Origin of the sequence: Planococcus halotolerans, from assembly GCF_003289955.1 — a bacterium.
In the GTDB taxonomy this organism is placed as follows: domain Bacteria; phylum Bacillota; class Bacilli; order Bacillales_A; family Planococcaceae; genus Planococcus; species Planococcus halotolerans.
This window is the reverse complement of the sequence record NZ_QLZR01000001.1, coordinates 925974-939901: the sequence shown is the minus strand read 5'-3', so window position 1 is coordinate 939901 and position 13928 is coordinate 925974. Positions and strand designations below refer to the sequence as shown.

The 13928-nt window shown below is 46.3% G+C and carries 10 protein-coding genes and 1 rRNA gene; 4 read left to right on the top strand and 7 right to left on the bottom strand.

Annotation, left to right across the window (positions count from 1 at the left end; all coding sequences use genetic code 11):
- Nucleotides 1–7 precede the first annotated feature (7 nt).
- The 7 genes from DP120_RS04635 to dnaA form a co-directional block, all read right to left on the bottom strand.
- Nucleotides 8–1558: ribosomal RNA gene (locus tag DP120_RS04635) — 16S ribosomal RNA — on the bottom strand.
- Between the two features lie 420 nt (nucleotides 1559–1978).
- Nucleotides 1979–4552, bottom strand: a complete 2574-nt coding sequence (gene gyrA / locus DP120_RS04630; RefSeq protein WP_112222233.1) for a DNA gyrase subunit A — start codon at nucleotides 4550–4552, stop codon at nucleotides 1979–1981.
- A gap of 29 nt (nucleotides 4553–4581) precedes the next feature.
- A complete protein-coding gene (gene gyrB, locus DP120_RS04625; RefSeq protein WP_112222231.1) occupies nucleotides 4582–6510 on the bottom strand; it encodes a DNA topoisomerase (ATP-hydrolyzing) subunit B in 1929 nt (642 codons plus the stop codon).
- Nucleotides 6511–6679: 169 nt separating this feature from the next.
- A complete protein-coding gene (gene recF, locus DP120_RS04620) occupies nucleotides 6680–7792 on the bottom strand; it encodes a DNA replication/repair protein RecF (protein ID WP_112222229.1) in 1113 nt (370 codons plus the stop codon).
- Complete coding sequence (gene yaaA / locus DP120_RS04615) at nucleotides 7782–8021, bottom strand: S4 domain-containing protein YaaA (protein WP_084243424.1); 240 nt, start codon at nucleotides 8019–8021, stop codon at nucleotides 7782–7784. Before yaaA ends, recF begins: the two co-directional genes overlap by 11 nt.
- 108 nt (nucleotides 8022–8129) lie before the next feature.
- Nucleotides 8130–9266 carry a DNA polymerase III subunit beta gene (gene dnaN, locus DP120_RS04610; protein ID WP_101800987.1) on the bottom strand — a complete coding sequence of 379 codons (1137 nt, stop codon included), beginning with the start codon at nucleotides 9264–9266 and terminating at the stop codon, nucleotides 8130–8132.
- A gap of 173 nt (nucleotides 9267–9439) precedes the next feature.
- A complete protein-coding gene (gene dnaA / locus DP120_RS04605; protein WP_112222228.1) occupies nucleotides 9440–10783 on the bottom strand; it encodes a chromosomal replication initiator protein DnaA in 1344 nt (447 codons plus the stop codon).
- A gap of 490 nt (nucleotides 10784–11273) precedes the next feature.
- On the opposite strand from dnaA, the gene rpmH reads away from it, so the two are divergent.
- From rpmH to jag, 4 genes are all read left to right on the top strand, one after another.
- The gene (rpmH, locus tag DP120_RS04600) at nucleotides 11274–11411 is read left to right on the top strand and encodes a 50S ribosomal protein L34 (RefSeq protein WP_033544046.1); all 138 of its coding nucleotides are present in this window, start codon (nucleotides 11274–11276) and stop codon (nucleotides 11409–11411) included.
- Nucleotides 11412–11834: 423 nt separating this feature from the next.
- The gene (gene rnpA, locus DP120_RS04595) at nucleotides 11835–12176 is read left to right on the top strand and encodes a ribonuclease P protein component (protein ID WP_112222226.1); all 342 of its coding nucleotides are present in this window, start codon (nucleotides 11835–11837) and stop codon (nucleotides 12174–12176) included.
- 61 nt (nucleotides 12177–12237) lie between these two features.
- Nucleotides 12238–13017, top strand: coding sequence for a membrane protein insertase YidC (gene yidC / locus DP120_RS04590; protein WP_112222224.1), 780 nt, complete (start codon nucleotides 12238–12240; stop codon nucleotides 13015–13017).
- Entirely contained in the window at nucleotides 13014–13775 is a 762-nt protein-coding gene (gene jag, locus DP120_RS04585) for an RNA-binding cell elongation regulator Jag/EloR (protein ID WP_112222222.1), read from the top strand. The genes yidC and jag overlap by 4 nt, the downstream gene beginning before the upstream one ends.
- Nucleotides 13776–13928: the final 153 nt, after the last annotated feature.

Sequence of the window (13928 nt, the reverse complement as noted above, 5' to 3'; positions counted from 1 at the left end):
TCCTTAGAAAGGAGGTGATCCAGCCGCACCTTCCGATACGGCTACCTTGTTACGACTTCACCCCAATCATCTGTCCCACCTTCGGCGGCTGGCTCCACAAGTGGTTACCTCACCGACTTCGGGTGTTACAAACTCTCGTGGTGTGACGGGCGGTGTGTACAAGGCCCGGGAACGTATTCACCGTGGCATGCTGATCCACGATTACTAGCGATTCCGGCTTCATGCAGGCGAGTTGCAGCCTGCAATCCGAACTGAGAACGGTTTTCTGGGATTGGCTCCCCCTCGCGGGTTGGCTGCCCTTTGTACCGTCCATTGTAGCACGTGTGTAGCCCAGGTCATAAGGGGCATGATGATTTGACGTCATCCCCACCTTCCTCCGGTTTGTCACCGGCAGTCACCTTAGAGTGCCCAACTGAATGCTGGCAACTAAGATCAAGGGTTGCGCTCGTTGCGGGACTTAACCCAACATCTCACGACACGAGCTGACGACAACCATGCACCACCTGTCACCGCTGTCCCCGAAGGGAAAGCCTAGTCTCCTAGGCGGTCAGCGGGATGTCAAGACCTGGTAAGGTTCTTCGCGTTGCTTCGAATTAAACCACATGCTCCACCGCTTGTGCGGGCCCCCGTCAATTCCTTTGAGTTTCAGCCTTGCGGCCGTACTCCCCAGGCGGAGTGCTTAATGCGTTAGCTGCAGCACTAAGGGGCGGAAACCCCCTAACACTTAGCACTCATCGTTTACGGCGTGGACTACCAGGGTATCTAATCCTGTTTGCTCCCCACGCTTTCGCGCCTCAGCGTCAGTTACAGACCAGAAAGTCGCCTTCGCCACTGGTGTTCCTCCACATCTCTACGCATTTCACCGCTACACATGGAATTCCACTTTCCTCTTCTGCACTCAAGTCCCCCAGTTTCCAATGACCCTCCACGGTTGAGCCGTGGGCTTTCACATCAGACTTAAGGGACCGCCTGCGCGCGCTTTACGCCCAATAATTCCGGACAACGCTTGCCACCTACGTATTACCGCGGCTGCTGGCACGTAGTTAGCCGTGGCTTTCTGGTGAGGTACCGTCAAGGTACCAGTAGTTACTTGGTACTTGTTCTTCCCTCACAACAGAGTTTTACGATCCGAAAACCTTCGTCACTCACGCGGCGTTGCTCCGTCAGACTTTCGTCCATTGCGGAAGATTCCCTACTGCTGCCTCCCGTAGGAGTCTGGGCCGTGTCTCAGTCCCAGTGTGGCCGATCACCCTCTCAGGTCGGCTACGCATCGTCGCCTTGGTGGGCCATTACCCCACCAACTAGCTAATGCGCCGCGGGCCCATCCTGCAGTGACAGCCGAAACCGTCTTTCCGTGGGGCCTCAGGAGAGGCCCCAAACTATTCGGTATTAGCACCGGTTTCCCGGAGTTATCCCGATCTGCAGGGCAGGTTGCCCACGTGTTACTCACCCGTCCGCCGCTAAGAATTTGGAGCAAGCTCCAAATTCTCCGCTCGACTTGCATGTATTAGGCACGCCGCCAGCGTTCGTCCTGAGCCAGGATCAAACTCTCCATTATAGAGTAGTTGATTGCTCAAATACTTGCTGGCGCATCGCCGTCCCGAAGGACGCACGATTCGCTTTGATCTGCACAAGTGCTGATCAGTAATTAAGTCACGAACCCAAGAAGCTCGAAGGCTGTGCTCCGATCGCCCGAAGGCGACCATCGCAAAAGCCGTTCTCGCGCCCAGGCGCTCGTGACGTCTTTCGTTGACGTTTTGCTGTTCAGTTTTCAAGGTTCAAATTATAACGTCGCGCTCATTGGCGACTTGATTAATATACCACGCCAGCTCAACTGCGTCAACACAAAACCTAAAAAAACTTCTGATTTGGATGATTTGTTTTCAGAGATTATTTTTCCGCTTAATTGCAAAATAATTGCGTCAATAAAAAACGCCAAAAAAAGAACCCGCAGAATTTTTCTGCAGGTCCTTGAAATTTATTCCTCGTCTTCTTCTGGTACTTCTTCAACGCCGTCTTCAACATCGTCCGCTACAATTTCATCTTCCGCGTAAACGTCTGCTCCGGCACTTTCTTCTATAAGAAGTTCATCGCTGCCATCTTCATCTGTTTCCGGCAAATCGATATCTTTCTTCACTTTAGCAACTGTCGCCACAATTTCATCCTCGCTTAAACGGATCAAGCGAACGCCTTGTGTACTTCTGCCAGTTGTAGAAATATCATTAACGTCCATTCGGATCAGCACGCCATTGATCGTAATCAGCATGATATCTTCTGTGCCGTTAACAGTCCGGACTGCAACAAGCGGTCCATTCTTATCGGTGATCTGGCACGTTTTGATTCCCATTCCTCCACGGGACTGAACGCGGTATTCGGATTCCTTCGTTTGTTTGCCGTAGCCATTTTCTGTAATGACCAGCACATTATCTTCAGGATCCAATATTTCCATACCGACGACTTTATCGCCTTCACGGAGACGGATGCCACGGACTCCGCTTGCCGTACGGCCCATACTTCTGATATCAGTTTCAGGGAAACGGATCAATGCTCCATTGCGTGTGCCGATAACCATTTCTTTTGTTCCATCAGTAAGTTTGACTGAAATCAGTTCATCTTCTTCTCGAAGACCGATGGCAATCAAACCATTTTGGCGGATATTGGCGTAATTGGTTACTGGAGTCCGCTTGCTGATTCCGTCTCGTGTTGTAAAGAAGAAGAAGGCATCTTCCTTGAATTCTTCTACACGAATCACAGCGGTGACTTTTTCGTCTTTGCCGATTTCGAGCAGATTAACTAACGGCAAGCCTTTTGCAGTACGGCCGTATTCAGGAATCTGATAGCCTTTTTTGCGATAGACTTTCCCTTTGTTTGTAAAGAACAGGATCGTGTCATGGGTAGAGGTATATAGAAGGTGTTCTACAAAATCGTCCTCGTTTGTACCCATTCCCTGAACCCCACGACCTCCACGTTTTTGGCTGCGGTACGTGTTTGCAGGTAAACGCTTGATATAGCCGTTATGAGTCAGTGTAAGAACTGAATCTTCACGTGGAATCAAGTCTTCATCCTCGAACATTTCAGTACCGCCTGTAGTGATTTCGGTTCTTCTTTCATCACCGAAGCGCTCTTTGATTTCTGTCATTTCTTCACGGATAATTTCAATGATCCGGTACTCGTTCGCCAGAATTTCGCGCAGCTCTTCGATTGTTTTTACCAATGCAAGATATTCATCTTCGATTTTATCGCGTTCCAGACCAGTCAGGCGCTGGAGGCGCATATCGAGAATAGCCTGTGATTGGCGCTCAGAAAGATTAAAGTCGTTCATTAAGCCGTTACGGGCTTCTTCTGTTGTCTGCGATCCACGGATCAATGCAATAATTGCATCGATATGATCCAATGCTATACGCAATCCTTCCAGAATATGTGCACGGTCTTCCGCTTTTTGCAAATCAAACTGAGTGCGGCGGCGGATGACGACTTTCTGGTGCTCTAAGTAATGGAATAATACATCTCGCAAGCTAAGAACTTTCGGATGGCCATCTACTAAAGCCAGCATATTGATGCCGAAGCTCGTTTGCATTGCTGTCTGTTTATACAAATTATTCAATAGAACATTGGCACTTGCATCGCGTCGGACTTCAATGACAACACGCATACCGTTACGGTCTGATTCATCGCGAAGATCTGTGATGCCATCGATTTTCTTATCGCGCACCAATTCGGCAATTTTTTCGATTAGACGCGCTTTATTGACTTGGTAAGGCAATTCATGGATCAGAATTGTCTCACGGCCATTCGGTTTCGTCTCAATTTCTACTACTGAACGAATGAGGACAGAGCCTTTTCCTGTTTCATAAGCACGACGGATCCCGCTCCGGCCCAGGATAATCCCGCCAGTCGGGAAATCAGGGCCTGGAACGTATTCAAGCAATTCTTCTGTAGTGATGGCCGGGTTTTCCGCCAACGCCAAAACAGCGTCGATGGTTTCACCCAGATTATGCGGCGGAATATTTGTAGCCATACCAACCGCAATACCCGAAGTTCCGTTGACCAATAAATTCGGAAAACGCGCTGGGAGGACGACTGGTTCCTTTTCCTGTCCATCGTAGTTCTCTCTGTAATCAATTGTATTCTTGTTCAGATCACGTAATAATTCCATTGCGATTTTGGACATTCTTGACTCGGTATAACGCATTGCAGCTGCTGCATCGCCGTCGACAGAACCGAAGTTTCCGTGTCCGTCAACCAGCATATAGCGGTAACTGAAATCCTGCGCCATACGAACCATTGTTTCGTAAACCGCGCTGTCACCGTGGGGGTGGTATTTACCGATTACATCCCCAACGATACGCGCGGATTTTTTATAGGCTTTATCGGAAGTGATTCCGAGATCGTGCATTGCATATAGGATGCGTCGATGGACCGGTTTCAATCCGTCACGAACATCCGGCAAGGCGCGGGATACGATTACACTCATCGCATAATCCAAAAACGACGTACGCATCTCCGTGCTTATATTTATTTCTTCTACTCCACTGCTAGGCCTTTCCGCCATTTCCGCAGCCTCCTCTCACCTGTATCACCTTAAACATCCAAGTTTTTAACATAACGAGCATTTTCTTCTATGAAATTACGGCGCGGTTCCACGTCGTCCCCCATAAGAATATGGAATGTCTCGTCTGCCGTCATGGCATCATTCAATGTTACCTGAAGCAAAGTCCGGACATCCGGATCCATTGTCGTATCCCAAAGCTGTGTGGCATTCATCTCGCCAAGTCCTTTATAACGTTGGATATTTGGTTTAGGATTGCTCGAAAGATTCGCCAGCGCTTCCTTCAATTGGGCATCCGTATAAACATATTCAACATGCTTGCCTTGTTTGATCTGGAATAAAGGCGGCTGTGCGATATAAATATAGCCGGCTTCGATCAACGGACGCATATAACGGAAAAAGAACGTTAACAATAGAGTGCGGATATGAGCGCCATCAACATCGGCATCCGTCATGATGACTACTTTATGGTAACGGGCTTTTTGAAGATTGAATTCTTCTCCGATTCCTGTTCCTAGAGCAGTGATAATGTTACGAATCTCTGCATTTGACAATATTTTGTCGAGACGGGCTTTTTCAACGTTAAGGATTTTACCGCGCAACGGCAGAATCGCCTGGAAATGGCGATCTCGGCCTGATTTAGCAGATCCTCCAGCTGAGTCACCCTCAACGATATAGATTTCACTGATTTTCGGATCACGGGAAGAGCAATCCGCCAGTTTCCCCGGCAAACTTGAAACTTCAAGGACCGATTTGCGGCGTGTAAATTCACGCGCTTTTTTAGCAGCCATACGGGCGTGGGAAGCCATGATCCCTTTTTCGACGATTTTGCGCGCCGTTGCAGGATTTTCAAGCATAAACCGTTCAAATCCACCGGAAAACAGGTTATTGACGATTGTGCTGACTTCCGTATTCCCCAGTTTTGTTTTCGTCTGCCCCTCGAATTGAGGATCCGGGTGTTTAATGGAGATGATTGCCGTCAAACCTTCACGAACATCATCGCCTGTTAAATTCGGATCGGCATCTTTGAGCATGCCGTTTTTGCGGCCGTAATCATTAATGACCCGTGTCAAGGCAGTCTTAAAGCCGGATTCGTGCGTGCCGCCTTCATGTGTATTGATATTATTGGCAAAAGAGAAAATATTGGCTGCATAGCCCGCATTATATTGCATAGCAACTTCTACAGTGATACCTTCTTTTTCAGCTTCCACAAAAATCGCTTCTTCGTGGATTGCATCTTTTGTTTTATTTAAATGTTCGACGTAGGACTTGATGCCACCCTCGAAATGATAAACTTTCTCTTTTTCTTCGCCTTCGCGCTCATCAGCAACCACGATTTTCAAACCACGGTTCAAATAAGCAAGCTCGCGCAGGCGGTGGTCAAGGATATCATATTCATAAACAGTCGTTTCCTTAAAGATGTCGCCGTCTGCTTTAAAGCGGATAGTTGTCCCTGTATGGTCGGATTCACCGATGACATTCAATTCTTCCGTCACCGCTCCGCGCTCAAATTTAATATAATGGCGCTTGGAATCGCGGTTTACAAATACCTCTGTAACTTCTGACAAAGCGTTTACAACTGAAGCTCCAACTCCGTGCAGGCCTCCGGATACTTTATATCCGCCACCGCCGAATTTACCTCCGGCGTGAAGCACGGTCATGATGACTTCGACAGCTGGACGTCCCATTTTTTCCTGCATATCAACAGGGATTCCACGGCCATTATCTTCGACGCGGATCCAGTTGTCTTTTTCGATTGTTACTTTAATCTGGTCACAATGACCGGCAAGCGCTTCATCGATACTGTTATCTACGATTTCCCACACTAAATGGTGAAGGCCTCTTGAGCCTGTCGAACCGATATACATACCTGGTCTTTTACGGACAGCTTCCAATCCTTCCAACACCTGGATTTGATTGGCGCCATATGATTGCTGAAGTTCGTTTTCTTCCATAGCCATTCCATTCACCTGCTCTTCCTACAACATTTCTATTTCCCGTGGCAAGCCATAACTACTATTATCTGCTCCTCCGATTAACATCGCTGACCGCACAAAAACGCCGCCATTTACATTACATGCCTGATGACGGCCCGACTTTCAGCTATTCGGATTTAGTCCAACTGCCTGTCTACTCTTTAACAGTGCCTTTTGTTACTTCAAAGAGGCGTGCACTTTTAATCGTTTCATGCTGGATGCCGTCTACACTGGTCGTAGTCACAAAGGTTTGGACCGAACCGCGTATCGTATTCAGCAAATGGGACTGGCGGTAATCATCCAATTCCGATAACACATCGTCCAGCAATAAAACCGGAGGCTCTCCCACTTCCTGTTTGATCAGCTCGATTTCAGCTAATTTCAATGACAGGGCGGTTGTCCGCTGTTGGCCCTGCGAGCCGTAAGTCTGGACATCATAGCCATTAACGATAAATTGAAGTTCATCCCGGTGCGGTCCGACAAGTGTCACTCCGCGGTCTATTTCCCTTTTTCTCACTTCCAGCAGCTTTTTCTGTAAAAAAGATGCCATTTCTTCCGGTGTCCAATCAGGATCCAAACCGCTGATTGGCTGATAGCGGATCTCCAATTGCTCGAGTCCCCTTGAAATTCCCTGGTGGATCGGTGCAGCCCATTTCTGAAGCAATTCCATGAAATGAAATCTTTTACGGATGATTTTTACCGCTGCTTCTATAAATTGATCTGTATAAACGTCGAACATGACGTCATTGATCGATTGTTTGCCGTAATGCTGTTTCAATATATGATTCCGTTGCTTCAATAATTTCTGGTAAGTCAAAAGATCATGCAAATAAACAGGAGATATCTGGCCGATTTCCATATCGATGAAGCGGCGGCGTACCTGGGGGCTGCCTTTGACAAGATGCAGATCCTCCGGTGCGAACATCACCACATTCAACTGCCCGATATAATCACTCAGCCTCCGTTGTTCGAGATGATTGACTTTCGCTGTTTTGCCTTTTTTGGATAAGGTGATTTCAAGCGGCAATTTACCGTATTTGCGATAAACATCAGCCTTTATTTTACCATATTCCGCGTCCCAGCGTATTAATTCCTTATCGTTTGAGGAACGGTGGGATTTAGCCATCGACAGAACATAGAGTGCTTCCATGATATTGGTTTTGCCTTGCGCGTTCTCTCCTATAAAGACGTTGATCTCGGGAGAAAACTCCAGCTCCAGCTTTTCATAGTTGCGGTAATTCAGGAGTTCGAGACGGTCAATCCGCATCGAAGCTCATGCCTTCGGCGATAACGATACGGAATTCCCCCACTTCTGGAATGGATACTGTGTCTTCCGGACGCAGCTTTTTGCCTCTGCGGTTTTCCGCTTCGCCATTGACGAAAACTTCATGTTCGCTCAGGAACCATTTCGCCATTCCACCGGAACTGATCGTATCTGTCATTTTCAATAATTGACCCAATGTAATAAATTCTGTCTCAATACCGATTTCTCTCAAAATGCACTCATCCTTCAATTCGTAGTCTTTCCCTCTATTTTACCCTAAATACCCCCAGAAGTAAAAAAGGATAGCCTGTATGGGCTATCCTGAGGTGTTACTGGGTGTTTAATATGTCCGGACAGGAAGAATAAGCTGGAGAATCGAATCATCCAGTGCCGATTTCAAAACGAATGGACGCATTGCGCCTGTGAATTGAATAACCACATCTTGGCCATCAATTGCTTTCAGCGCATCCATCATGAATTTCGCACTGAAGGAGATTTTCAGATCTTCCCCTTCTATACTTTGTGCCTGAAGCTGCTCTTCGACCTTCCCGACTTCCGGTGAATTGGAAGAAACTTCAACGTCGCTGCCTTCTGAGGCTGAAAAGCGAACGACATTATTGCGTTCTTCGCGTGCCAATAAAGAAGCGCGGTCAATTGCCTGAAGCAATGAACGGCCATTTACTGTGACATTTGTTTTGTATTCCGCCGGGATTAAACGTGAAGTATCCGGGTAATTTCCTTCCAATAATCTTGAGAAGAAAAGAATATGCTTCGATTTGAACAATACCTGCTGGTTCGTCATGACGATTTCAACCGGCTCGGAATTGTCATCAAGGATTTTATTCAGCTCATTCAGACTCTTTCCTGGAATGACGACGCTGTATTCGCCTTCCGGAAGAGTTTCCAATTTCGTTTTACGGCGGGCAAGACGGTGGCTGTCGGTAGCAACGCAAACCAATTCCCCATCTTTGACTTCCCAGTGTACGCCAGTAAGAACCGGACGGGTTTCAGAACTCGATACTGCAAAAACAGTTTCACGGTTGATTGTCTTCAATAGATCTGCAGGAATTGTGAACAGGCGGTCGTCTTGAATTTCCGGTAATTGTGGATAATCCATTGCATCCAGTCCTATTAGATGGAACTCGGATTTACCTGAACGAATATGGGTCTGGAAATTGCCTGTGATTTCGATTTCCACATCACTTGTCGGCAATTTACGGATAATTTCCCCGAAAACTTTCGCTTGGAGAACGATGCTTCCTCCTTGTGCGACCCGAATGATCTGTTCGCCGTCTTCTTCAGCCGGGATGAAAGTCTGGATTGTGATATCTGAATCACTGCCTGTCAATCTCATTCCTTCTGAAGAAACGTCCATTTTGATACCCGTTAAAATAGGAATCGTCGTTTTTGAACTGACTGCTTTCATTACATCATTTAAACCTTCAACTAATCGTTCACGCATTATCTCGAATTTCATTCTCGAACCTCGCTTATATATATATTTTGTTTAAAGCTTTTAAAGTAATAATAGTAGTAGGGCCTGTGAATATGTGGATAACCCCTTTTTGCTGAATCATAGCGGGTTATCCACATGTAGATAAGCTGTGCGCAAGCCTCTGCATTATTTGAGGGCTTATCCACAGCTCTTTTTTACTTGGTGAGCGCTTTTTTGATATCTTTTACATCCTGCTGGAGCTGCTGATTGTCTTTCAGCATCGTCGAGATTTTCTCGTGGGCATGGATGACCGTCGTATGGTCGCGCCCTCCGAATTCCTCACCGATTTTAGGCAATGAAAAATCAGTCAGTTCACGGGAAAGATACATGGCCACCTGTCTCGGATAAGCGATGTCCTTCGTGCGGCGTTTCGTCTTGAAATCTTCAATTTTGATATTGAATTGATCACCGACAGCATGCTGGATATCGAGTATCGTAATGACTTTCGGTTTCGCGTTCGGCATGATATCTTTCAGCGCTTCCGCTGCCAGATCAGCGCTCATATCGCGGTTGATCAAGGAAGAATAAGCCACAACGCGAATCAAAGCGCCCTCCAGTTCCCGGATATTCGAATCGATGGAATTGGCGATATACGTCATGACATCATTCGGAATATCAAGTCCATCCGCTTTCGCTTTTTTGCGGAGGATGGCGATCCGTGTTTCCAGGTCAGGCGGTGTAATATCCGTGATCAATCCCCATTCGAAACGCGACCGCAAGCGGTCTTCGAGTGTAGGAATCTCTTTCGGCGGCCGGTCACTGGAGATGATGATTTGTTTGGATTCTTCGTGCAGTGTATTAAAGGTATGGAAAAACTCTTCCTGTGTCTGCTCTTTTCCAGCCAAAAACTGAATATCATCAATCAAAAGAATATCGACACTCCGGTATTTATTGCGGAAATCGACGGTTTGGTTATCTCGGATGGAGTTGATGAATTCGTTGGTGAATTTTTCCGATGACAAATAAACCACTTTGGCATTCGGGTTGTGTTCGAGGACATAATGTCCGATTGCGTGCATGAGGTGGGTCTTGCCAAGTCCTACGCCCCCGTAGATAAACAGCGGATTATATGCTTTTGCGGGAGCTTCGGCTACTGCAAGAGATGCAGCATGTGCGAAACGGTTGCCTGATCCAATTACAAAGGTATCAAAAGTGTATTTGGGGTTCAGCATTCCCGGTAAAAACTCCTGCTGATCATTCTGGCCCGGCTTAACGCGGGGCGCTGGAAGCTGAAAATCATCCATGTCCTGATCTTTGGGCACAACAAATTTTATCAGCAGATCATCACCTGTCAGATCCGAAAGGATTCCTGTAATCAAATGGACGTAATGGTTTTCCAACCAGTCGCGTGCAAATGAATTAGGAGCGGATATCGTGACGGTATCACCCTGATAAGATAGAAGTTTTGTTGATTTTAACCATGTTTCAAAACTGGGTTTGGAGATTTTTGTTTCAACTTGGGCTAAGACACTCGACCAAATTTCGTCTAAGTGTTCCAATAGCGTTTCTCCTTTATATGTAAAATATTTTTTAAGTATATCATACACAAAGCCACAGGCTGTGGATAACATTCGTAAACAGGGTGGTGAATAACTATCCACATCTTACCCACAGTTTGTGGATAAGTATTTTGGTATAAAAATTATCAACAAGTGAAAACAAGTTAATGTTACCAAAAAAGAATAGACAATACAAGAAGTTCTTGAACTTATCCACACAAAGCAATTAATGCACAATGAAGCTATCCACATGGGGTTTGTATGTGCGGAACTTGTAGATAAGGGGTGTGGATAATTATTTTACCGAAAAAAATACTGCACAGCAAATCCGGAAAAATATTTTAAGGATGTGGATAACATTATTATCAAAGAATAACGGGACCCAGAATAAGATATTGACATTTGATAGGAACAGCCATTATAATAGTCGAGACTGTCTTTAAGATAAATAAAGATAAATCGATAACTCTCATTTCAGGAGGTGTCATATATGACATTGCGCACATATCAACCAAATAAACGTAAACACAGCAAAGTACACGGCTTCAGAGCACGTATGAGCACAAAGAACGGACGCCGCGTTATCGCAGCACGCCGCCGTAAAGGAAGAAAAGTACTATCAGCTTAAGTCCACTGACCGCATCAGTGGTCTTTTTTTTTTAGAAAAGCGGAAACGGCCGTTTAGCTCCGACAAGCAAGAGATGGACCAAATGTAATTTGGGACATATCTTTGCGACGAAGCTAGCGCAGCGATGCAGGAGCAGTAAGGTTTTTTACGATCTGGCGAAGCGGCGTGTTTTCAGCCGCATAGCCAGAGTGGCTTACGACTCGAGGAGTTGGCCGTTGGAGTCTGGACAATAGAAAAGCGACGGCACCCGTTAAGCTCTGAAAGGCATAAGACGGAACAGCGAAGCGATCCTGATCGCGCAGCTGGGCCGGCTTATGACCCGAAGAGCTGGGTCGCCGGAGTCTGGACACAGAAAAGCGGAAACGGCCGTTCAGTCTCCAAAACCGCACTTCCTTATATACAGCTCAATAAGCAGGTGAAAATATGAATAAGCATCAACGGATCAAGAAGGACAAAGAATTCCAGAGGGTTTTCAAGCAAGGAAAGTCGTTTGCGAATCGCCAATTCATTGTCTATGTACTGAAAAGCGATCAGCCTGAATTCAGGATCGGCTTATCGGTCAGCAAGAAAGTCGGCAACGCAGTGACGAGGAACCGCATCAAGCGTTATATCAGGCAGGCTTTCCTCGAAATGAAGGAAGAGCTGGCGCCAAACGCGGATTATGTTATCATCGCCCGGCAACAGGCGGCCAAAATGGATTTTCATGAAAGCAAGAAAAGTTTGCAGCATGTTTTAAAAATTGCCCGCGCTTTGCCAAAGAAGTAGAAAGCGCACCAAAGGGAATGTTACTATAGAAGTAATATAGAATTAGTTTGGGGGAAGAAGCTTGAATAAGCGTAATTTATTGATTATCGCGCTGATAGGCGTTGCCTTGCTGTTGTCCGGCTGTACAGAATTTGACCAGCCAATCAGCAGTGACAGCGAAGGATTCTGGAACGAATTTATAGTTTGGCCATTAGTATCAGCCATTACCTATTTTGCAGATCTGTTGGGAACTTATGCATTCGGGATCATTGCAGTAACAATCATCATCCGATTGGTGATGCTGCCGCTGATGATCAAACAGACGAAAAGTTCGAAGCGCATGCAGGAAATCCAGCCGGAACTTAAGAATTTGAAAGAGAAATACAAATCAAAAGATGCTGTAACACAGCAGAAGTACCAAAAAGAAATGATGGCAATGTTCCAGGAACGTGGCGTCAACCCGATGGCGGGCTGTCTGCCGGTGCTGGTCCAAATGCCGGTCCTTATCGGTTTTTACCACGCAATCAGCCGGATGAACAGCACACCAGAGATTAATCTGGGAGCATTCTTTATCTTTCCGCTTGCAGAACCAAGCATTATTTTGGCGGTCATTGCCGGTTTGATGCAATTTGTCGTATTGCGTACGGGTCCTGCGATGGACAATCCACAAATGAAAGCCATGATGTATTTCATGCCGTTCATGATTATCGGATTCGGTATTATTTTACCGTCAGCTCTAACGCTTTATTGGGTAATCGGGAACATCATTTCAATCATTCAAAATATGTTCATTTACCGTCCATGGGAAAAGAAAGAAGTGCAACAACCTGTTAAAACGAAAGCAGGAGGGGCTAAAAAGTGAAACAGATTACGCAGACGGGTACAACTGTTGAAAACGCGATATCTGCAGCATTAGAAAAACTCCAAGTTACACGCGAAGAAGTGAACATCAACGTAATACAGGAAGAGAAAAAAGGATTTTTGGGATTTGGCGCGAAACAGGCGGAAGTCGAAGTGACGGTGAACAAACCGGAGCCTGAAATGCCGAAAAGCGAAGTTGAATCTGAAATTCCTGCAGTAAATGAAGATCTTGGCGAAAAAACGGTTGAAAAAGAGGGAGAAGAGGAAGTAACTGCCGACGCGCAGGAAAAATCCCGTCCTTCAAATGACCAGGCGATTGAAGAAACCAAGAAATACTTGCAGTCTGTGGCGAAAGAAATGGGCATCGATGATTTGTCGATCAGCCATACAGTCAAAGGCAAGCAAGCCAGTTTTTATCTGGAAAGCGAAAAAGTGGCGATGCTGATCGGAAAAAGAGGACATACCTTGAATTCGCTTCAGCAATTGGCGCAATTAGTGGCCAATAAACACGCCAAAGGGTTTGTAATGGTCGAGTTGGACGCAGAAAACTACCGGGAACGCCGCCAGGAAACACTGGAACAGCTGGCGGACCGGATGGCTGACAAAGCAATCCGCACCGGAAGCCGCGTCCAGTTTGAACCGATGCCGTCCTACGAACGCAAAGTGATTCACCAAGCTTTGTCGAGACGGCTTGATATCGATACCTATTCAGAAGGAAAAGATCCGAACCGTTATCTGGTCATTGAACCGTTGCGGTAAACAAAAGCAGTCCACTTTCATGAGTGGGCTGCTTTTTTATTGCCAAAATTTTAGGATGTTCTAGGAGAAAAAAGAGGGAGAAGAGGACGGGAAGTGTGCCGATTCGATTGAATGAGTAAAAATACATTTGAATGCATAGCGAAATAATCGAAA